The following is a 20,284-nucleotide window of genomic DNA, read 5'->3' as shown; positions in this document are numbered from 1 at the left end:
TTCAGGGCTCCTTCACGCCAGTTGGGTCTACGCAATGGCCGATGACAGCGACCACGTCCAGTGCCGCAGCCGCCGGGAGTCGAAGCGTGATAGGGCGGCGCCACTGAGCAGATCAGGGGTGCTGGCGGCATTGGCGGGCGAGCCGCTACCGGGGAGTGTGGTGATGGCGCGGCGATTCAGCAGCAACCCGCCCCCGCCTTCAGCCCGTTGCACTCGCACCGGAGCGGGCCAGCACCCAGGTGTGGAAGTCGCCGATGTGATGCTCGCTGGGGACGAGGACGCCGCCGTGGCGGTAGGCACGGGAGCCCATCGTCTGATGGCATCTTTCGCAGGCGGCGAAGTCCTGCTGGTTCACACGGTGGAACAGCTCGACGGAGTGCGAGAGATCCCTCTCCTCCTGGATGACCTGCGGGAGGTACAGCCAGTCGCATTCGACCAGCGTCCGGTCCACCGCCGTGGGATACATGCGGTGCACGATGACGTGATCGGGCACGAGGTTGAGGAAGACCTGCGGCTTGACCGTGATCGCGTAGTAACGGCGGTGCTGTTCCTCGTCGATACCGGGGATGGTCTCCAGCCCGTGGCTGCCGTCGACGGTGAAGCCGCGGACCTCCTGCCCGAACTGCGCCCCGTGGCCCACGTAGTACTGGGCGGCGAAGCCGTCGGCGAACTCCGGCAGCACCTCGGTCAGTTCGGGGTGGATCGTGGCGCAGTGGTAGCACTCCATGAAGTTCTCGATGATGAGCTTCCAGTTGGCCCGTACGTCGTAGCTGACGCGTCGGCCCAGCTCCAGCGAGTCGATGGCATAGCGCTCCACCGCGGCGGCGTCACCGAGCCGATCGGTGACGGTTCCGACCACGTCCTCGTCGAACGAGGGCGGCTCGTCGGCCAGACAGACCCAGACATAGCCGAGCCATTCGCGTACGTGCACGCGGACAAGGCCGTGCTCGGTGCGGTCGATGTCCGGCATGCCCGTGAGGTTGGGTGCGGCGATCAGCTTGCCGTCCAGGTCGTAGGTCCAGGCGTGGTAGGGGCACTGGAAGCTGCGGTTGACCTCGCCGCCCGGCTCCGTGCACAGCTTGGCGCCGCGGTGCCGACAGATGTTGAGGAACGCGCGCACGTCGCCCCCGCGGGAGCGGGTGACAAGAATGCTCTCGCGTCCCACCTGGACGGTACGGAAAGCGCCGGGCTTGCCGAGGTCCGCGCCGCGGACGGCGCAGAACCACATCTGCTCGAAGATGTGCTCCTGCTCGCGGGCGAAGATGCCGGGGTCGGTGTAGTGGTGGCCGGGCAGGGTCGGCATGAGACTGTCCGGCAGCGTGCGCGCGCCGTTGGAAAGCCCGCTCGTGGTCATGTCGATCGCACCTCGTTGTCAGGAACGGTGTCAGCAAACGATGTCGGGAACCGAAGGGTCTCGGGGGTACGCCGCGCGGTCCGTACGGCTGCTGGCCCTAGCGGCGGAGGCGGTCCATCGCCGGATCGAAGAGCGGCTCGGCCGCCACCGTGGCGGGCACCTTCTCGCCGAAGTATTCAATGATCACGGGCCTTCCGGGCACCGCCGCGGCGGCGGGCAGCCAGGCGTACGCGACGGTGGTGCCGACCGTGTATCCGAACGCCGCGCTCGTCACATAGCCGGCAGGTGCACCGTCCACATGAACCGGCTCGCTGCCGAGCACGGTCTGCGCCGGGTCGTCGACGGTGAGACAGGTGAGGCGGCGACGCGCTGTCAGTTCACTGCGGCCCTCCAGGGCGTCGCGCCCGATGAAGCCGCCCTCCTTGTCCATGCGGACGGCGAAGCCGACGCCCGCCTCGTACGGATCGTGCTCGGCGGTCATGTCCGTGCCCCAGGAGCGGTAACCCTTCTCCAGCCGCAGGCTGTTGAACGCGCTGCGCCCGCCCGCGACCACACCGTGCTCCTGGCCCGCCTCCCACAGGGTGTCCCACAGTTTCAGCCCCGCGTCCGCCGTCGTGTAGAGCTCCCAGCCCAGTTCGCCGACGTACGAGAGGCGCATCGCGGTGACGGGCACGTGCCCGATCGAAGTGCGCCTGTTGCGGAAGAAGCCGAACGCCTTGTGCCCGAAGTCGTCGCGGGCCAGCGGCTGCACCAGTTTGCGCGCGAGCGGCCCCCACACGCCGATGCAGCAGGTGCCGGGTGTGATGTCGCGGATCTGCACGCTGCCGTCCTCGGGCAGATGGCGGCGGAACCAGTCCACGTCCAGACTGCCGTTCGCCCCGACCTGGAACCGGTCGCGGGAGAGTCGCGCCACGGTCAGGTCGCTGCGGATGCCGCCGGACGGATCGAGCAGCAGGGTGTACGTGACTGAACCCGGCTTCTTCGCGACGTTGTTGGTGGTCAGATACTGCAGGAAGGCGAGCGCACCAGGGCCGGTGACCTCGATCCGCTTGAGCGCGGTCATGTCGTACAGCGCCACGCGCTCACGGGTGGCCTTCGCCTCGGCCGCGGCGATCGGCGACCAGTGGCGGGCCGACCACTCGTCACGCTCCGGGAGGTGGACGCGGTCGAGCAGGGCGGCGTTCGCCTCGTACCAGTGCGGCCGCTCCCAGCCCGCCGCCTCCAGGAAGTACGCGCCCAACTCCCGCTGACGGGCGTGGAACGGGCTGACGCGCAACGGGCGCGGGCGCTCCATCGGCTGGAGCGGGTGGATGATGTCGTAGACCTCGACGAAGCTCTGGCAGCCGCGCTCCCGGACGTAATCGGGCGTCAGTTGCACTTCCTCGAAACGGTTGAGGTCGCATTCGTGCACATCGGTGGCGGGCCGTCCGTCGGCCAGCCACTCCGCCATGGCACGGGCGACGCCCGCGGAGTGGGTGACCCAGACGGCCTCGGCGAGCCAGAAGCCGGCCAGTTCGGGGTGTTCGCCCATCAGCGGCATGCCGTCGGGGGTGAAGGAGAACAGCCCGTTCATGCCCTCCCGGACGTTGGTGCGCGCCAGTTGGGGCAGCAGCCGGACGCTCTCCTGCCAGGCGGGGGCGAAGTCGTCCGCGGTGAAGGGCTGCATCGACGGCATCTGCGGTGCCTCGTGCGGACCGAGCACGTCGTCCACGGAGACCGGCATCGCCCGGTGTCCGTAGTAGCCGATGCCCATGCGGCTGCCGTGCTCCCGGAAGTACAGGTCGTGATCCTGGTGACGCAGGATCGGCATGCCGGCCTCGTGGAGCTCCTCGTTGATCCCGGCGAGCGCGTCCAGCGGGCCCGTCTTGGCGTACTGGTGCGCCAGCGGGATCAGCGGCACGGTCAGGCCGACCATCCGGCCGATCTTCGGTCCCCAGAAGCCCGCGGCGGAGACCACGATGTCGGCGGGGTAGTGCGTATCGGGGGTGCGGACGGCTGTCACGCGGCCGTGCTCCTGCTCGATGCCGGTCACCTCCTGGTGCGCCAGGAAGCGCGCGCCGCGCGCGGAGGCCCGGCGTGCCTGTGCCTCGCCGGCGCGAACGGCCTTGGCGAGCCCGTCACTTGGGACGTGCAGACCGCCGTAGACGCGGTCGGGATCGAGCAGCGGGTGCAGGTCCGCGCACTCCTGGGGTTCGAGGAGCCGTCCTTCGGTGCCCCAGGACGTCGCCCAGCCGTGCTTGCGCTTGAGGTCGGCCCAGCGTGCCGCGGAACCGGCCACTTCGAGTGACCCGAGCTGCCGCAGGCACCAGGCGCCGTCCAGTGACAACCCGGCGAACTTGCGCACGGTGTACTGCGCGAACTCCGTCATCGTCTTGGACGGGTTGGTCTGGAAGACGAGTCCGGGTGCGTGGGAGCTGGACCCTCCGGTCGCGAAGAGCGGGCCCTGGTCGAGCACGGTGACGTCGGTGAGACCGCGTTCGGTGAGCTCGTCGGCGAGGCCGCAGCCGACGATGCCGGCTCCGATGATGACGATGCGGGGTTGTGCCGCCATGGTCGACCTCCTTGTTTCGTTACGTGCCTTCGGATTTGTAATACGCAACGATCTCCGGGCATGAGTGGGCAGTGACCGCGGTCATGGACGGGCGTGCGGATGCCGGGAGATCGCGTGTCGGAGGGACGAGTGCCGGGTTCCGGAGTCGGGTTCGAGAGTCGGGTCTCGGGTTCGAGTGTCGGGACAGCCGGCGGCTGGTGCCGCGCGGGTCAGCGGTCGCTTGCGAGCAGTTCGTCGATCGCCTTCGCCTCGGCCTCGATGATGGTGCTGTCGCCGTGGCCGGTGAGCACCGCCGTACGGCCCGGCAGGGTCAGCAAGCGGTCGCGGATGGACATGATCAGGGTGTCGAAGTCGCTGTACGAGCGGCCGGTGGCGCCCGGTCCGCTGTTGAAGAGCGTGTCTCCGGTGAAGACGGTGCCCAGCTCGGCGACGTACAGGCAGACGGCTCCGGGCGCGTGCCCGGGTGTGTGGATGACCTTCAACCGGACTCCGGCGACGGTGAGTTCGTCGCCGTCCGTCAGATGGCGGCCCGGCGGGAAGGTCGGGTGGGTGAGTTTCCACAGCACGTGGTCGTGCGGGTGGAGGTGGATGGAGGCGCCGGTGGCGGCGGACAGGGCCGGGGCGGCGTTGATGTGGTCGCTGTGCCCGTGGGTGCAGATGATGGCGCGGAGGGTGCGGCCGTCCAGCGCGTCCATGATGGCGTCGGCGTCGTGGGCCGGGTCGATGACCACCACCTCGCTGTCGTCGCCGACGAGCCACACGTTGTTGTCCACCTCCCAACTCCCGCCGTCCAGGGTGAAGATGCCGGAGGTGACCAGCCGCTCGATACGTGCGCCGCGCGCGGACATCACAGCATCACCACCGAACGCAGTACGTCCCCGTCGTGCATTCGCGCGAACGCCTTCTCGATGTCGGCGTCGCCCAGTTCGATCCGTTCCGTGACGAACGAGGCCAGATCCAGCCGCCCTTGCAGATGCAGGTCGACGAGCATCGGGAAGTCGCGTGAGGGCAGACAGTCCCCGTACCAGGACGACTTGAGAGCACCACCGCGCCCGAAGACGTCCAGCAGCGGCAGTTCCAGCCGCATGTCCGGAGTCGGTACGCCGACCAGGACCACCGTCCCTGCCAGATCACGGGCGTAGAAGGCCTGTTCAAAGGTTTCCGGACGGCCGACCGCGTCGATCACCACATCCGCGCCGAACCCGCCGGTCAGCTCCCGGATCGCCGCCACCGGGTCGGCATCGCGGGAGTCGACGGTGTGCGTGGCACCCATACCGAGGGCCGTCTCCAGCTTCCGGCCGTCGATGTCCACCGCGATGATCCGCGCCGCGGCCGCCAGCCGTGCTCCCACGATCGCCGCGTCGCCGACACCGCCGCAGCCGATCACCGCGACCGAGTCGCCGCGTCCAACCTGCCCGGTGTTCAGCGCGGCGCCGATGCCGGCCATCACACCGCAGCCCAGCAGCCCCGCGACCTCCGGTGCCGCCCTCTCATCGACCTTGGTGCACTGTCCGGCGGCCACCAGGGTCTTCTCCGCGAACGCCCCGATGCCCAGGGCGGGGGCGAGTTCGGTGCCCCCAGTCAGCGTCATGGGCCGGGAAGCGTTGTGGGTGTCGAAGCAGTTCCACGGGCGGCCGCGGGCGCAGGCGCGGCAACGTCCGCACACCGCCCGCCAGTTGAGGATTACGAAGTCGCCGGGTGCCACCTCGGTCACGCCCTCGCCCACCGACTCCACGGTGCCCGCCGCCTCATGGCCCAGCAGGAAGGGGAACTCGTCGTTGATGCCGCCCTGTTGGTAGTGCAGATCGGTGTGGCACACGCCGCACGCCTGCACCGCCACCACCGCGTCACCGGGTCCGGGGTCCGGCACCAGGATCGTTTCCATACGGACCGGCTCGTCCTTGCCGGGAGCGATGACTCCCCGAACACGCTGCACCATCGGTCACCTCTTCTCATTCATGATCGTCTTGCGGTTGTCCGTACGGGCGGCACCGGCCGAGTACTCGGCCATCGCGTCGAGGAGCCAGTCGGCGACGTACTCGGCGAAGGACGCGCGTACGAAGATCAGGAACGTGTCCGGCTCGCTGTCGGCCACCAGCAGCACCCGTGCGGCGCGTGCCAGCAGCGTCTGCGCGCAACCGCTGCTGCCGAACACAGTTGGGTGCAGGTCGAGCGAACAGACCTTGCGCAGCACGTCACGTGCCTGCCGGCCGCTCAGCCGGAGCGCGGTGCTGTGCGCGGACACCTCGGTGTACGCGCCGCAGACCGCCGTACCCGTCACCCCGCGCAGCCCGCCCTCGACTTCCGTGGCCGTACCGGGCGGAGTGACGATGAGCCATTCGTCGGGGCCCAGCCAGACTGCGGCACGGCCGCCCGCGCGGTGCACGGTGTTCGGGGTACGGGGCAGGGTGAGCGGCGACGGCAGGTGCAGCAGCGTCTCCGGCGCTGCGGGCGGCTCCGGCTGTACGGACGGCTCCGCCGCGTGCCGGAGCCGGAGGTTGAACTGCGTGAGGAACGGGACCTCCCTGAGCGCCACTCCGTCCGGATCGGTACGTCCTGCACGTTCCATTTCGTCCGCACGGTGCTCCAGCGGGGAGCGCCGTGCGGGAGGCGCCCCGGTCAGTGGCCTGGGCAGCGTCGCAACGGTGTCAGCCATCCCTGCGGCTCCCTTCCTTGTCGTAGAAGACCGGCTCGGTGATCTGTGCGACCACGGTCCGGTCGGCGAGAGGCACGTGCACCGTGCCGCCGATCCGGTCCCGGCCGCCCCGGACCAGGGCGAGCGCGAATGTGCGGCCGAGTGCCGCGCTGCGGTAGCTGGAGGTGATGTGGCCCAGCGAGGGGACCGGCGCGCCCGGCAGCCCGGTCCGTGCGGATGCGTCGGCCTCGGTGATGTGGCCGCCTTCGGGGAGCAGTTCACGCCCGTCGCAGGGCAGGAGCCCGACCAGGTGCTTACGGTCCGTCCGTGCCGTGTCCGGCCGCCCGTATGACCGCTTGCCGATGAACTCCTTGCGCTTGGAGAGCACCCAGCCCATCCCCAGATCCTCCGGGGTCACGGTGCCGTCGGTGTCCTGGCCGACGATCACGTAGCCCTTCTCGGCGCGCAGCACATGCATCGTCTCGGTGCCGTACGGCGTGATGCCCTCGTCCGCGCCGGCTTCCATGACCGCCTCCCACAGGGCCAGGGCGTACCAGCCGGAGACGTTGATCTCGAAGGCCAGCTCGCCCGAGAAGCTGATACGTGCCACCCGCGCGGGCAGCCCCGCCACCTGTGCGTCCCGCCAGGCCATGAACGGGAAGTCGTCGTTGCCGAGCGGCAGTTGGGGAGCGAGACGCGCCAGGACGGCGCGGGCGCGGGGGCCGGCCACGGCGAGGGCCGACCACTGCTCCGTGACCGAGGTGCAGAACACCCGCAGCTCGGGCCACTCGGTCTGCAGCCACTCCTCCAGCCAGTCCAGTACCGCCGCGGCGTTGCCGGTGGTGGTGCTCATCAGGTACCGGTCCTCGGCGAGCCGCATCGACACGCCGTCGTCGAAGACCATGCCGTCGGCGGTGCACATGACGCCGTAACGGCTGGAGCCGACGCGGAGCTTGGCGAAGCCGTTGGTGTAGACGCGGTTCAGGAACTCGGCGGCGTCAGGGCCCTGAATCTCGATCTTGCCGAGGGTGGATACGTCCATGACAGCCACGCCCTCCCGTGCGGCCCGGCACTCCCGGTGCACGGCCGCTGCCATGTCCTCACCCGGGAGCGGGTAGTAGCGCGGGCGCTTCCACTGCCCGACGTTCTCGAAGACGGCTCCCCGTGCGACGTGCCAGCTGTGCATGGGCGTCGTACGCACCGGGTCGTGCAGCCGTCCTCGTGCGCGGCCGGCCAGAAGGGAGAACGGGACCGGGGTGTACGGCGGCCGGTGTGTGGTGGGGCCCAGGTCTCCCACCGGCACGCCCAGGGCGCCGGCGGTGGCCGCCGCGGCCATGACGCCGGACGTTCTGCCCTGGTCGTGTGCGGTGCCGATGGTGGTGTAGCGCTTGATGTGTTCGACGGAGCGCATGCCCCCACCGACCGCGCTCTCGATGTGCGCGAGCGTGGCGTCCCGCTGGAGATCGACGTACTGCGCCGCCGGATCGGCCGCCGGGTGCGCGGGGAACGGCCACAGCGGCGGCACCGTTTCCGGTTCCCAGGCGCCCGGGGGCCGCGGGGCCTGACCGGCGGTCAGGCCCAGGTCGGCGGCGGCGTCCGCTCCGGCCGCGACTCCGTCGGCGAGACAGTCGCCCAGCCGTCCGAGCCCGCGTGCGGACCCGGTGACCCGGCGCCGCGGGTCCGACTCGAACGGGACGTGACAGCACAGCCGTTCGTCGTAGCGCATACGCCCGCCGGACTGCGTATGCAGCTGAACGGCCGGGTTCCAGCCCCCGCTGACCAGCAGCAGATCGCAGGCGATGTCCGTGACCGCCGCGGCACCCTTCGGGCTTACGGGGCGCCGCGGCGCCACCCGTGCCGCGGTGACTCCACCGTCCGCGTAGCTCCCGCGGCTGCCGATCACCATGTGGCCGGCGGACACTTCGATGTTCCGGTCCGCGCACATCCGCGCCCAGTACGGCGGCACGTTGTCGCGGGCGTCGACGATTCGGGCGATCCGCAGGCCCGCTTCGGCCAGTTCGAGGGCGGAGGCGTACGCGCTGTCGTTGTTCGTGCAGACCACGGCGCGGCGGCCGGGCAGCGTTCCGTAACGGTTGGCGTAGGTGCGGGCCGCTCCGGTCAGCATGACGCCGGGCCTGTCGTTGTCGGCGAAGAGCAGGGGCCGTTCGTGCGCGCCGGTGGCCAGCACGATGCGGCGTGCGCGGATGAGCCACAGCCTGCCGCCCGTACCCGTACGACGTTCCGCGGCCACCACGTAGTTGTGGTCGTAGCAGCCCAGCGCGGTCGTGCTGTGCAGGAGCGTGGTCCCGGAGCGTCCCGCCAGCTCGGTGACGGTACGCCGGACCCACTCCAGGGCCGGCCGGTCCGCGATGCGTTCGCGGGTGCCGAGGACGCTGCCGCCCATCTCCCGCTGCTCGTCGAGGAGTACGACCCGTGCGCCGGTGGCCGCCGCCGTACGCGCGGCGGCGAGACCGGCGGGGCCGGCGCCGACGACGAGCACGTCGCAGTGGGCGTGCATGGTGTCGTAGGTCCCGTGGTCGCCGGGGTCGTCGGGGTCCAGCCGTCCCTTGCCGCCGCGGAGCGAAGTGGCGAACAGGCCGTCCTGCAGCGGGACAACGGTGGCCTGCACCATCGGTTCGACGGCACCGGCAACGCCGTCCGACTGCACGCGCACCAAGGCATTGGGCTCCTCCACCCCGGCGGCGTAGATGCCGCGCGGCCTGCCGTGCGCGATGCTCTCGGCCACCGTACAAACGCCGTTGGCGAGCAGCGCCGAGGCGAGGGTGTCGCCGTGGTAGCCGGTGTAGGCGACGCCGTCGAAGGTGAAGGTGAGGGGGCGTTCGCGGTCGATGCGACCGCCTGCGGGGAGCCGGTGACCCTTCATAACGCGACCACCGGGCGCGTCTCGCCGGGGAGATAGCTGCCGTGCACCTCGTGAGTGACCGTGTGCCGGAGGACGTTGAACCATCGCCGACAGCCGGCCGAATGCTGCCAGCGCTCGGCGAACCAGCCCTTCGGGTTGTCCCGCATGAACAGGTAGTCGGCCCACGCGTCGTCGCTGAGCGCGTCGGGATCCGCTGGGTGAGCGATGTGTGCCTGACCGCCGTAGTGGAATTCCACTTCGTCTCGGTCACCGCACCACGGGCAGGGAATCAGCAACACGGTGTCTCCTTGCTCGGTCCGCGAGCCGGGCCGCGTCTGGGCCCGGGGTACGGCTTCAGTGGGCGACGGCCGCCGCGCCGTGCTCGTCGATCAGCGCGCCGGTGGTGAACCGCTCCAGCGAGTACGGCTCGTTCAGCGGGTGAGGCCGGTCGTGCGCGATGGTGTGCGCGTACACCCAGCCCGCCCCTGGAGTGGCCTTGAAACCGCCGGTTCCCCAGCCGCAGTTGAGGTACAGCCCGTCGACCGGAGTAAGGCCGACGATGGGTGAGGCGTCGGGTGACACGTCCACGACGCCGCCCCATGTGCGCAGCACACGGGCCCGTGCGAACGCGGGGAACAGCTCCAGTGCGGCCGCCATCTGCTGCTGGATCACGTGGAAACCGCCGCGCTGGCCGTACGAGTTGTACTGGTCCACGCCCGCACCCATGACCAACTCGCCCTTGTGCGCCTGGCTGACGTAGACGTGGACGGCGTTGGACATGACCACACACGGGTGTACGGGTTCGAGCAATTCGGAGACGAGTGCCTGTAGCGGGTGGCTCTGGATGGGCAGCCGCAGCCCGGCCATCCCGGCCAGCACCGAGGAATGACCGGCGGCGGCCAGCGCCACCCTGCCCGCGGAGATCGGCCCGCGGTCCGTCTCCACCCCGGTCACGCGCCCGCCCCGCACGGTGATGCCGGTGACCTCGCAGTTCTGGATCAGGTCGACGCCGAGGGCGTCGGCCGCGCGGGCGTACGCCCAGGCCACGTGGTCGTGCCTCGCGATGCCCGCGCGCCTTTGCAGGGTGGCGCCCAGCACCGGATACCGCGTCTCCTCCGAGACGTTGATGACCGGGCAGAACTCCTTGACCTGCGCCGGGTCCAGCCACTCCGCGTCGACGCCCTGCAAGCGGTTCGCCTCGACCCGCCGGACGCTGTCGCGTACGTCCTGAAGGCTGTGGGCGAGGTTGAGCACCCCGCGCTGGCTGAACTGGATGTCGTAGTCCAGCTCTTCGGAGAGGCCCTCCCAGAGTTTCAGGGCGTGCTCGTAGAGGGCGGCACTCTCGTCCCACAGGTAGTTGGAACGGATGATCGCGGTGTTACGGGCCATGTTGCCGCCCGCGAGCCAACCGCGTTCCAGGACGGCGATGTTGGTGATCCCGTGGTTACGGGCCAGGTAGTAGGCGGTGGCCAGGCCGTGTCCGCCCGCGCCCACGATCACCACGTCGTACGTGCGTCGCGGGTGGGGGTTACGCCAGAGGCCGGCGGGGTGTTCGGGCACAGATGCCATGGACGGACCTTTCTGTCAGCGCATGGACAGGTCCAGGCAGAGAAGCGCGTGTGGCTCAGGAGGTGTTTTTCATTACGCAACACAGTTCTTTATGAGAAACGAACTGCGAGCACGAGTATGGAGGGTCATGGTCATGCGTCAACCCCCCACAGAGAAATTCCAGGCCACGCGTGAGCCGTGCCGCGGGCACCGCGCCCGTACGGTTCCCGCACGCCGACGTCGAGCGGCTAGCCCTTGCGCTCGATGCGCGCGCTGATCTCGGCCGCCGCCGCGCTCACCATCCGCGCGAGCTGCGCAAACACGTCCGTCGACAACCGGTACGAGGGCCCCGAGACGCTCAGCGCGGCGACGACGGCGCCGCCCTCGGCGCCGTGGATCGGGCATGCGATGGCGTTGAGGCCGATCTCCAGCTCCTCCGTCGTGCTGCTCCACCCTCGCCGGCGCACCTGTTCGAGTTCGGCCTGCAACTCGCGGACGTCGCAGATCGTGTGATCCGTGAACCGTTCGAGCCCGTCGGCGAGCAGGTCCACGCTGCGCTCGGGAGCCTCGTAGGCCAGCAGCACCTTGCCGCTCGACGTGGCGTGCAGCGGGGTTCGCTGGCCGACCCAGTTGTAGGCACTGACGGAGCGAAGCGCGCGGATCTGGCTGATATTGATGGCCTCGTCGCCGTCCATGACAGCGATGTTGACGCCCTCGCCCGACTCTTCGGCCAACTGCTGGCACGCGGCACGGCTCTCCCGCGTGATCTCCATCTGGGCGCTGGCGGCACCGGCGAGCCGCACGATGCCGTGGGCCAGCTCGTACTTGCCGCGGTCCGTGGTCTGTTCGACCAGATCGCGCTGTTCCAGGGCGCCGACGAGCCTGAAGGCCGTGGACTTGTGCACGCCCAGCTCCTCGGCGAGCTCGGTCACTCCGGCCTCACCGTCCCGCGCCAGGATCTCCAGCACGGTGACGGCACGGTCCACCGACTGCACGAGCGCGCCCCCGCCCTTGGACCCCGGGGTTCCTCCGGAGGCGCCGCTGTTCTGCGTCTCGTTGCCCATGGGCGAACGGTATCCCGGGTGGCGCGAACTTCCGCTTGACACCGGCTCCCGCACTCCCTCATGGTTTGTTGCGCATGGCTAGACAGGTTGTGTAATACGAAACTCCTTCAGCGAGTGGCGAGTCCCCAAGCGCCCGTGTTCCGCACTGCCACAGCTCACATCCCCTTGTCGTATCCGCGGCTGCCGTCAGGCGTCCGCCCGCGTACGGAGGAACCGTCATGGAACACTATGAGACCCTCATCGCCCAGGACACCGTTCTCGTCGCGTGCCGCATCGAAGACCTTCCACCGGGCGAATCCGTCCGGATCGAAGCCGGCGAGTCCACTCAGGCCGTGGCGGTCTTCAACGCAGACGGCGAGATCTACGCGATCGACGACACCTGCACCCACCAGGACGCCTCCCTGGCCGACGGCTGGCTCGAAGGGTGCACCGTGGAGTGCCCGTTGCACGCGGCCTGCTTCGACCTGCGGACCGGGATGCCGAGCGGACCGCCCGCCAAGCGTCCCGTGCGCACCCACCGGGTGACGCTCGACGACGGCCTGGTGTGCGTGCATGTCGCCGCGCCCGTAAAGGCATTGTGATGCGGTCGGTCGCTGTCGTCGGCGCCTCGCTGGCGGGGCTGGCGGCGGCGCGAACACTGCGTGCGCACGGGTTCGACGGCAGGATCACGCTGATAGGACAGGAGGCACGGCCGCCATATGACCGCCCGCCTCTTTCCAAGGAGTTCCTGTTGTCCGGAACGTCCGTCGAGGAGCTGGCGCTCACCACGGACGACGACGAGTCCCTCGACATCGACTGGCGGCTGGGGACCATTGCGACCGCTCTCGACCCCCACGGACGCCGGATCACGCTGTCGGACGGCGGCGAAGTCCGCGCCGACGCCGCCGTGCTCGCGACCGGTGCACGGGCCAGAACCCTCCCATGGGCTGACGGCCTGTCAGGCGTGCACACCCTCCGGACTCTCGACGACGCGCTCGCGCTGCGCGCGTCGCTGCGGTCCGGCGGACCGCTGGTCGTGATCGGTGCCGGATTCATCGGCTCCGAGGTCGCTTCGACCGCGCTGGCCGCGGGAGTCGACGTCACCGTGGTCGAAGCGCTGCCCGTACCCCTGGCCGGGGCGCTCGGCGCCGAGATGGGCTCCACCTGCGCCGCGCTCCACTCCGATCACGGTGTACGGCTGCTGTGCGGCATACCCGTACGGGGTCTGCTCGCCGGCCGTGGTGGGGGGCCGCCCCCTCGCTCCGCTGGGGGGACCTCCGACCGAAGGGTCACAGCCGTGCAGTTGACCGATGGCACGGTGCTGCCCGCCGCTACAGTCCTCGTCGGCATCGGGGCGGTGCCCAACACGGAATGGCTCGCTGGCTCCGGTCTGTCCGTGCGGGACGGCGTGCTGACCGATCCGCACTGCGCCACCAGTCTGCCGAACGTCGTCGCCGTCGGTGACTGCGCCGCCTCCTACCTTCCCGCCGCCGCCCGGCACGTACGCACCGAGCACTGGACGCACGCGCTCCGGCAGCCCGAGACCGCAGTACGCACGCTCCTCGCCGGCGACGGGGGCACAGGCCCGACCCGTGCGCCGCTGCCCTACTTCTGGTCCGAACAGTACGGCGTGCGGATCCAGTTCGCCGGAAACCGTCGGGAGGGCGACAGTGTACGGATCGAGGAGGGCACCCCGGAGGACCGTTCGTTCCTGGCGGTGTACGAGCGGGACGGCCGCCCCACGGCGATCCTCGGCATGAACCGGTCCAAGCAGTTCACCCGCTGGCGACATCAACTGGCCGCGGAATGGGCGAACGTGCCGGCATGACCCACACCGGACGCACACCCGGCGTGGTCACTCCGGCAGAAACCCGAGCAGCCAGGAGATCTCCGTCGCCGCGTCAATCACCGACTTCGCCACGTCCGGCAGCCGTTCGGAGGTGAGACGGTACGAGGGCCCTGAAGCGCTCACGGCGAAGACCACCGAGCCGTCCGCGGCGCGCACGGGTGCGGCCGCCGCGTTCAGCCCCACCTCGAGCTCCTCCGAAGCCAGGCCGTAGCCCTGCGCCACGATCCGGGCCAACTCGTCTTCCAGCGTCGCCACATCCGTCACGGTCGAGGAGGTGAACCCATCGAGCCCCGCCGCGAACAGGTCGTCACGCTCCCGCGCCGGCGTGAACGCGAGCAGCACCTTGCCGCTGGCTGTCGCGTGCAGCGGCGTACGGCGACCCATCCAGTTCTGCGTGATGACCCCGGCGAGGCCACGCACCTGGGCGATGTTCACCGCCATTCCGTCGTCGGACACAGCGATGTTGACCGTCTCACCCACCTCCTCGGCCAGCCGTTCGCAGACCGGGTCCGCCAGCGTGATCATGTCCGGCTGGAGGCGCTTCGCGCCGCCGAGACGGATCAGCTCGAACCCCAGGCAATACTTCCCCCGCAGCTCTCGCTGCTCCACCAGCCCTCGAGCGACCAGCGCGTTCACCAGCCGGAACGCTGTCGACTTGTGCACGCCCAGCGCCTCGGCGATCTCCGTGACGCCCGCTCTCTGCTTACGCACCAGGAACTCGAGCACATCGACGGCCCGGTCGACCGCCTGCACGGTGACAGTGGTGGACGCGTCCCGAGACCTGTTGCTCATGGTGAGACTATAGAGGTGGCTCGCCATGTCTGGCCCCGCCACGACCGACGCCTCAAGGGCGGGGCTCCGCGTCACAGGTGTCCGCCGCCGGGCACCGGCTGAGGCGATAGTGGTCAGGCACGGTCTCGTCACCGAAGTCTCCGCGCCCGTGGAAGGCGGTTCGCCGGCCGGGCAGGGTGCGGCTGCGAAACCTACGGGGCAGGGCGGTCCTGGCGGTGACTTCGCATCGGCCATGCTAGAGGTATTCGACGATCCACCGCTTGGGCAGCACCACAAACCCCTTGACGGTCTTGCTGCGTTGACGATCGCCAACACCAGGGCGATCGTGGCCAGGCAGTGCTTGATTCACCCCAAGATCGGCACGACAACGGCTTCTTAGTCCGCAGCGGAACCTCCGATGCCCCTTCCGATTGGGGTTCCAATCGGGGTACCTGCTAGAGAGGAAGACCCTCTCAGCGGGCTTTTCGCAGATCCGGAAGGTGCGCGCCCTACCAATGCCCTCCCAGACTTATACCTCGGTAGAGGGCTTCAGATTGTCGAGGGCCTGCGGTCGCACCTGAAGGGGTCGCTGGCCAACCTCACCAAGCACAGCCTCGACCAGCTCACCGCGCTGGTGAAGGCGCCCGGCTCAAACGGATGCAGTACCGACCGGGCCTCATCGACGGCCTCGTCGCCAAGACCGGCCTCGACCTCCAACCGCCGTAACCTCAGCCACTGAAGATCTTAGCCATCGAAGGTTTGGATGCGTGGAATCCAGTGAGAAGAGCGCCGTGTACGGCTGAAGACGCCGCTCGTCTGATGTAGCGATCGGTATCTGAAGGCCATGCATCATGCTCTTGGTGGATCAGAAGAGAAACCGCCCCGTGCACGCTGGCACACAGCAATCTGGCGGTTTCGGTCTTGCTCTTAACCGGTACCCCAGCATCAAGACAAGCTGCGACCTTGTCCCGGAAATAACGGAAGCAAGCATCTTCGTTCTGGCGGCTGGCCTCGGTGGCCTCGCCAGTCATCACCAGTCGGTACTGGGAAGGGGAACGAAGTCCGAATGCGATGTAGGCGACGCAGGTTTCATAGAGCGCCGTCACAGGATCCGAGACTGCCCGGGACACTGCTTCCAACTCGATGAACAGTGAGCTCCACACACGCAGGCACGCCGCATGGACGAGTTCCTTCTTCGAGGCGAAGTGGAGGTAGACGGCTGGCGGGCTAACTCCCGCACTTGTTGCGACTGCACGAACCGTAAGAGCGTCGGCGCCACCGCTTTCGAGTAATTGATCGGCGATGTTGAGAAGCTGGTCTCGGAGCAGACCGCCCTGGCCCTTGGCCGCGCGAACTCGGGAGCCGGTCACAGAGGTGAGCCTTGATGGGAAGCGGCAATACGCAGATGACGAAATTTCCCGAGCGATCCCAGAAGGGTGTCCCCACGTACGCTGTTTGACGTTGTGTGACCATGCATCATGATGTCTTCGGTTTGATGGCAGTTACCACTTGGGTCACCCGGGCGCATAGTTGGCCTTCGGTATCATGAATGTTGACCTCGACGACAGCGTTGCGTCCCAAACGCAAGGGGCGAGCTGTCGCAAGAACGCCCGTGTGTGCTGGCCGAAGGAAATGCGTGCTCGACTCCACGGTGGCCGGTGCGGCGCCGGCTGGACCGTTGAGAGCGGCGCAGACGGCCGCACAAACATCGGCGAGCCCCATTAGCGCCCCTCCGTGGAGGCCGCCGCCCACCGTGCAAAGGGAGACATCGTGCGCCAACCTGGCTTGAACGCTGGCTTCTGTGATCTCCTCGAACACGACTCCGAGCGTCTTGGCATACGGCGCGAGCGCGTAGACGTCTTCGGCTTCAATTGTGAGCATCGGCCACTCCCACGTAGATTAATGACGATAACTTATCGACGTTAGCCTACGTCGTCAACGAGGACCTTCTGGTCTGGTTAGGTGTCACAGCGGTCGAGTCGGGTGGAAGCCGGGCTGATCACTACCATCCGGTTCCGCAACACAGCGCTGCACAGCCCCAGCCGGCTAAAGATCTTCAATGGCAGAGGTTACGGCGGTTGGAGGTCGAGGCCGGTCTTGGCGATGAGGCCGTCGATGAGGCCCGGTCGGTACTGCATCCGTTTGAGCCGGGCGCCTTCACCAGCGCGGTGAGCTGGTCGAGGCTGTGCTTGGTGAGGTTGGCCAGCGACCCCTTCAGGTGCGACCGCAGGCCCTCGACCGCCTTGAACTCGGGTGCATACGGCGGCAGTTGGTGTGGCCGCGTCGGCCCCAGGTGCGGCCTTTGGGCGGCCTCAGCCCCTGGCCGGTCTCGTCTTCGAAGCAGAGCCGGGCACCCCGGTCCGCCGCCGTCTTCTTATGACAGGCCACTGCTCGTCCTTCCAGGCGGCGGTCTTCGCCTCGTCGCGGTCGGTGGCCCTGCGGGAGGAAACCTGCACGCTCCAGCCAATGCGGTGCAGCAGCAGGTCCAGCAGCCCGGCCAGGGTGTACTCAACGCCGAACCGACGTCGCACGACCTCGGCGATCCTCGCCAGAGTCCAGCACTGGTCAGGCCAGCCGACAGCGGTCGGGCCAGCACCCAGTACCGCCTCCAGCACACGCAGTTGACCTGCATCAAGCTTGCAGGGGGCACCTCCCGGGCCCCTGGCCCCGGCCTCGTTCAGATCGGCGGCCGCCAACCGGGCTTGCTCACGCCGAAGTCGCTCCTCAGCGGTCAGCCCTCCTCCATCGGGATACCTCATCCCTACGGCATAGCGCGGACCACGACAGCCGTCATGACCCCACGTAACTCACACCCTTAAAGATCTCTAGCTATTGCCGTGTCCTATGTGGCGAGGCGCTTGAGCACCGACGTTGCTCAAGCGACTGCTCGTGATCCGCCTGCGTTGCGCATCAGCTCGCGGACCCTGCAGGCCACTCACAGCCGCTGCGCCTTGAGCGCCATGTGCAGGAGCAGCCGTGCCGCGCCCTCGTCGAGGTCGAGGCCGGTGAGCGATTCGACGCGGGAGAGCCGGTAGTAGAGCGTCTGACGGTGGATGCCCAACGCCGCTGCCGTACGGCCCGCTTGGCCCGCGCTGTCGAGGAACACCTCAGCGGTGCGGGCCAGTTCGGCGTGCGCGGGACGCAGCAGCGCCCGCAGCACCGGATCGGGCCCGGCATCCGTGTGCAGTGATGTCAGCAGCCGGTACGGGCCGATGGCGGTCCACTCCGCGACGGGGCCCAGCGCTTCCTCGGCTCTCGCCGCACGTGCCGCGGCCATCGCCTCCCGCCAGGCGGGCAGCAGTTCGGCCAGGCCACGGCGGGGGGCGCTGATCCCGGCGGTGCCGGTGCTGGTGCCGGTGCTGGTGCCGGTTCTGGTGCCATTGGCGGGGGAGCCGGGTGTGCGCAGCAGGCGGCCCGCGGCTGTACGGGCGGGGTCGAGCCCGTCCATGCTGCGCAGCCTCACCAACGCTGCGAGTGAGTGCGCCGAGGTGGCTCTCGCTGCACCCCGCCCGGTTGCTGCAGGCAGCACGCACCGGGCCGTCACATGCGGCTGCGCGGAGGCACTTGTACCGGCGGCATCGGCACCCTCCGCGACTTGCCAGGGGGTGATCGCGACGAGCGCCAGCGGCCCCGATCCGTCCGTGCCCAGTGCTTCCCGCAGCTGGGCGATGGTCTCCTCCCCGGCTCCGCTTCGTTCGCCGCCGCCGACGCCGAGCATCTCCCGCAGCAGTTCTCCCGTGCGCGCCTCCGTGCGTGCCTCGGCCGCCAGGAGGGCACCGATGCGGGAAGTCACCGCCATCGCGGAGACGAGCCGGGGGTCGGACAGGTCGATCGCACCGTCGTCGATCAGCCAGATGTAGCCGTAGACCACTCCCGCGTACCGCACGGGCAGGCAGATGCGGCCGTGCACGACGCCTGCCGCCGGTTCCGGATCGATGCGTACGGGCTCGGTCGCCTTGGTGATGCCGAGACTCTCGAACCACGCCCGCACCTCGGCGGTGGAGCCGCGCCCCAGGATCGAGCGCGTACGCACGGGGTCCAGGGCTGGCTCGTTGCCCTCGCCGTCGCTCTGGTGGGCGCCGAAGGCGATCAGGGCGAAGTCGCGGCCCTCCAGCGTCGCGGGTGTGCCGAGCAGCGCGGAGACCTCGTCGACGATCGCCTGATAGTCCTCGCGCATGATCTTCCCGCTGTCCCGCATGGTGCTGCGTCGTCGGTGCTGTCGCATTGTGGTCCGCGATACCCGCGGCCTCTTCCGTCCGGTTCCGCCCGGGCCCGCCCACCATTCCCGTACAGATGTCTGAGCTCTGGGAGAGAGATGCGTGACAGCTGTCGATGGTTCCGGAATGGCGTGATCGTAGATTCGGGGTGGCTTCAGACGGAGGTCGCGGCTTGCAACTGCTCGCCGTCCTCTCCGCACGCTGGGGCGCCCGCTATCTCCAAGACGACAAATGCATCTGGGCTGAGCAAGACATCCCGCGCCTTGTGTGCCAGTACGGTGCGTGGACGCAGGCCGGTGAGGGTTGCGGTGGTGTACGCGGCGCTGAGGGTGTTGAGGTCGTGGACCGGGCCGATCCTGAAGAGGGAGCGGGTTTCCGCGATCGCATCGTGGTCGCCCGCGCGCATGACCAGGCGCAGTTCGGGGGCGACGGCGAGGGATGCGATGGAGACGGCGATGTTGTCGCGGTCGTCGGAGGCGACCGCGGCCATGGCCTGCGCCTGGTGGAGGCCGAGTCGGCGCAGTACGAATCGGTCGGTTGCGTCGGCGACGACCACAGGTACGCCGAGTGCCTTTGCCAGACGGAGATTCGGGGCAGCAGGATCGCGCTCGACCGCGATGACCCCGATGCCCAGACCCTGCAGTTCGGTGCACAGCCGCAGTCCCACCTGTCCGAGCCCGACCACGACCACGTGGCCGCCCCGGGGGAGGGCCCGGGGGCCCAGGATGCCGACTGAGCGCGGGGCCAGCAGGCGGTCGACCATGCCGGCGGTGAAGACCGCGGTGAAGACGACGGTTACGAGCATCGCCAGAGCGGAGAACACCAGATATGAGTCCGAGCCGTGGGTGTCTGCCGGGCCGACGGTGGAGACTGTTCGCGCGGCCTCGAACAGCGCCTCCACGGGGGGACGGTGGCGAAACGTCACGGACCAGATCCAGTCGGCCAGCAGCACTGTGAGAATCCCGGTCAGGCCGGTCAGCATGATCCGTGAGCTGCCGTCGTGCGGTCGCAGTTGTCCGCGGATCTTGCCGAACCACGCACGGGCTCGAAGCGATCGTGGTGCCCGGTACGGTTCGAGCCGCACGGTGTCGCCCTCGGCGCGGGCGCCGAGGTGGTACGGGGCGGGATCCGAATCCGGTCCGGAATCCGGTCCCGGGCGCGAGTAGGCCGGGATGAGTGCCAGTAGGTCGGGTTGGAGGCAGGCGGCCAGCAGAACCGGAGCGGCGACTTCGGCTGGGGAGGTGACCCGGCAGTTCGGGACCACGCGGCTGAGTTGTTCGGCGACGGTTCTGTCGAAGACCGTTACCACCAATGGGACGTTGGGCCGAATGTGCTCGGTCGTCAGTGCGTAGCGCAGGGACTCGACGTCGTCGTCGAGCAGGACCGCGACTCCCGCGACTTCTCCGTCCAGCGCACCGCGCAGTTCCTCGTCCGTGGGCCGGCCGAGATGGCA

The 20,284-nt window shown here is 69.0% G+C and carries 14 protein-coding genes and 3 pseudogenes; 3 read left to right on the top strand and 14 right to left on the bottom strand.

The genetic code is table 11. The annotated features are described in order from the left end of the window. Positions 1–199 precede the first annotated feature (199 nt). The 8 genes and pseudogenes from I004_RS0127575 to I004_RS0127535 all read right to left on the bottom strand — a co-directional run bounded on the left by I004_RS0127575 (position 200) and on the right by I004_RS0127535 (position 12,015). The gene (locus I004_RS0127575; RefSeq protein ID WP_028438130.1) at positions 200–1,354 is read right to left on the bottom strand and encodes an aromatic ring-hydroxylating dioxygenase subunit alpha; all 1,155 of its coding nucleotides are present in this window, start codon (positions 1,352–1,354) and stop codon (positions 200–202) included. A 97-nt stretch (positions 1,355–1,451) separates the two neighbouring features. Beyond that, entirely contained in the window at positions 1,452–3,905 is a 2,454-nt protein-coding gene (locus I004_RS0127570) for a GcvT family protein (RefSeq protein WP_028438129.1), read from the bottom strand. A 209-nt stretch (positions 3,906–4,114) separates the two neighbouring features. Then, on the bottom strand, positions 4,115–4,753 hold the full coding sequence (locus I004_RS0127565) for an MBL fold metallo-hydrolase (RefSeq protein WP_037978124.1): 639 nt from the start codon (positions 4,751–4,753) through the stop codon (positions 4,115–4,117). Further along, positions 4,753–5,844: an S-(hydroxymethyl)mycothiol dehydrogenase gene (locus tag I004_RS0127560; RefSeq protein WP_028438127.1), complete on the bottom strand. Its 1,092-nt coding sequence runs from the start codon at positions 5,842–5,844 to the stop codon at positions 4,753–4,755. The genes I004_RS0127565 and I004_RS0127560 overlap by 1 nt, the downstream gene beginning before the upstream one ends. Positions 5,845–5,847: 3 nt before the next feature. Then, positions 5,848–6,561, bottom strand: a complete 714-nt coding sequence (locus I004_RS36475; protein ID WP_051345511.1) for a sarcosine oxidase subunit gamma family protein — start codon at positions 6,559–6,561, stop codon at positions 5,848–5,850. Next, positions 6,554–9,702: pseudogene (locus tag I004_RS0127550) on the bottom strand (sarcosine oxidase subunit delta family protein). The gene I004_RS36475 and the pseudogene I004_RS0127550 overlap by 8 nt, the downstream one beginning before the upstream one ends. Before the next feature lie 55 nt (positions 9,703–9,757). Beyond that, a complete protein-coding gene (locus I004_RS0127540; RefSeq protein WP_028438124.1) occupies positions 9,758–10,972 on the bottom strand; it encodes a sarcosine oxidase subunit beta family protein in 1,215 nt (404 codons plus the stop codon). 227 nt (positions 10,973–11,199) lie between these two features. Next, positions 11,200–12,015, bottom strand: a complete 816-nt coding sequence (locus I004_RS0127535) for an IclR family transcriptional regulator (RefSeq protein ID WP_028438123.1) — start codon at positions 12,013–12,015, stop codon at positions 11,200–11,202. A 218-nt stretch (positions 12,016–12,233) separates the two neighbouring features. On the opposite strand from I004_RS0127535, the gene I004_RS0127530 reads away from it, so the two are divergent. After that, positions 12,234–12,596, top strand: coding sequence for a bifunctional 3-phenylpropionate/cinnamic acid dioxygenase ferredoxin subunit (locus I004_RS0127530; protein ID WP_051345510.1), 363 nt, complete (start codon positions 12,234–12,236; stop codon positions 12,594–12,596). Next, positions 12,596–13,822: an FAD-dependent oxidoreductase gene (locus I004_RS0127525; protein WP_028438121.1), complete on the top strand. Its 1,227-nt coding sequence runs from the start codon at positions 12,596–12,598 to the stop codon at positions 13,820–13,822. The genes I004_RS0127530 and I004_RS0127525 overlap by 1 nt, the downstream gene beginning before the upstream one ends. Before the next feature lie 27 nt (positions 13,823–13,849). Here the strand turns inward: I004_RS0127525 and I004_RS0127520 are convergent, their stop codons facing one another. Then, positions 13,850–14,635: an IclR family transcriptional regulator gene (locus tag I004_RS0127520; protein ID WP_199779475.1), complete on the bottom strand. Its 786-nt coding sequence runs from the start codon at positions 14,633–14,635 to the stop codon at positions 13,850–13,852. A 535-nt stretch (positions 14,636–15,170) separates the two neighbouring features. Between I004_RS0127520 and I004_RS40565 the strand changes: the two are divergent. Then, positions 15,171–15,340 (top strand): annotated as a pseudogene (locus I004_RS40565) (IS630 family transposase); the annotation flags it as partial. Between the two features lie 2 nt (positions 15,341–15,342). Here the strand turns inward: I004_RS40565 and I004_RS38615 are convergent. The 5 genes and pseudogenes from I004_RS38615 to I004_RS36470 form a co-directional block, all read right to left on the bottom strand. Further along, entirely contained in the window at positions 15,343–15,984 is a 642-nt protein-coding gene (locus I004_RS38615) for a TetR/AcrR family transcriptional regulator (protein ID WP_078511868.1), read from the bottom strand. Positions 15,985–16,090: 106 nt separating this feature from the next. Further along, the gene (locus I004_RS38610; protein ID WP_078511867.1) at positions 16,091–16,495 is read right to left on the bottom strand and encodes a PaaI family thioesterase; all 405 of its coding nucleotides are present in this window, start codon (positions 16,493–16,495) and stop codon (positions 16,091–16,093) included. A 188-nt stretch (positions 16,496–16,683) separates the two neighbouring features. Beyond that, positions 16,684–17,373, bottom strand: a pseudogene (locus I004_RS40560) (winged helix-turn-helix domain-containing protein). 176 nt (positions 17,374–17,549) lie between these two features. After that, positions 17,550–18,839, bottom strand: a complete 1,290-nt coding sequence (locus I004_RS0127505; protein WP_037978122.1) for a helix-turn-helix domain-containing protein — start codon at positions 18,837–18,839, stop codon at positions 17,550–17,552. Between the two features lie 146 nt (positions 18,840–18,985). After that, the coding region (locus tag I004_RS36470; protein ID WP_106965459.1) for an NAD(P)-binding protein at positions 18,986–20,284 on the bottom strand (1,299 nt) is incomplete at its 5' end.

It is taken from the genome of Streptomyces sp. TAA486, assembly GCF_000426165.1.
The sequence above is the reverse complement of the archived record's forward strand: the minus strand, read 5'-3'. Positions and strand labels throughout refer to the sequence as shown.

Excerpts from the sequence above, each read along its gene's own strand:
- I004_RS0127540 (WP_028438124.1), bottom strand. The coding sequence starts at position 10,972 with ATGGCATCTGTGCCCGAACACCCCGCCGGCCTCTGGCGTAACCCCCAC.
- I004_RS0127535 (WP_028438123.1), bottom strand. The coding sequence starts at position 12,015 with ATGGGCAACGAGACGCAGAACAGCGGCGCCTCCGGAGGAACCCCGGGG.
- I004_RS0127565 (WP_037978124.1), bottom strand. The coding sequence starts at position 4,753 with ATGTCCGCGCGCGGCGCACGTATCGAGCGGCTGGTCACCTCCGGCATC.
- I004_RS0127525 (WP_028438121.1), top strand. The coding sequence starts at position 12,596 with ATGCGGTCGGTCGCTGTCGTCGGCGCCTCGCTGGCGGGGCTGGCGGCG.
- I004_RS0127530 (WP_051345510.1), top strand. The coding sequence starts at position 12,234 with ATGGAACACTATGAGACCCTCATCGCCCAGGACACCGTTCTCGTCGCG.
- I004_RS0127570 (WP_028438129.1), bottom strand. The coding sequence starts at position 3,905 with ATGGCGGCACAACCCCGCATCGTCATCATCGGAGCCGGCATCGTCGGC.
- I004_RS0127505 (WP_037978122.1), bottom strand. The coding sequence starts at position 18,839 with ATGCGACAGCACCGACGACGCAGCACCATGCGGGACAGCGGGAAGATC.
- I004_RS0127520 (WP_199779475.1), bottom strand. The coding sequence starts at position 14,635 with ATGAGCAACAGGTCTCGGGACGCGTCCACCACTGTCACCGTGCAGGCG.
- I004_RS38610 (WP_078511867.1), bottom strand. The coding sequence starts at position 16,495 with ATGCTCACAATTGAAGCCGAAGACGTCTACGCGCTCGCGCCGTATGCC.
- I004_RS0127560 (WP_028438127.1), bottom strand. The coding sequence starts at position 5,844 with ATGGTGCAGCGTGTTCGGGGAGTCATCGCTCCCGGCAAGGACGAGCCG.
- I004_RS0127575 (WP_028438130.1), bottom strand. The coding sequence starts at position 1,354 with ATGACCACGAGCGGGCTTTCCAACGGCGCGCGCACGCTGCCGGACAGT.
- I004_RS36475 (WP_051345511.1), bottom strand. The coding sequence starts at position 6,561 with ATGGCTGACACCGTTGCGACGCTGCCCAGGCCACTGACCGGGGCGCCT.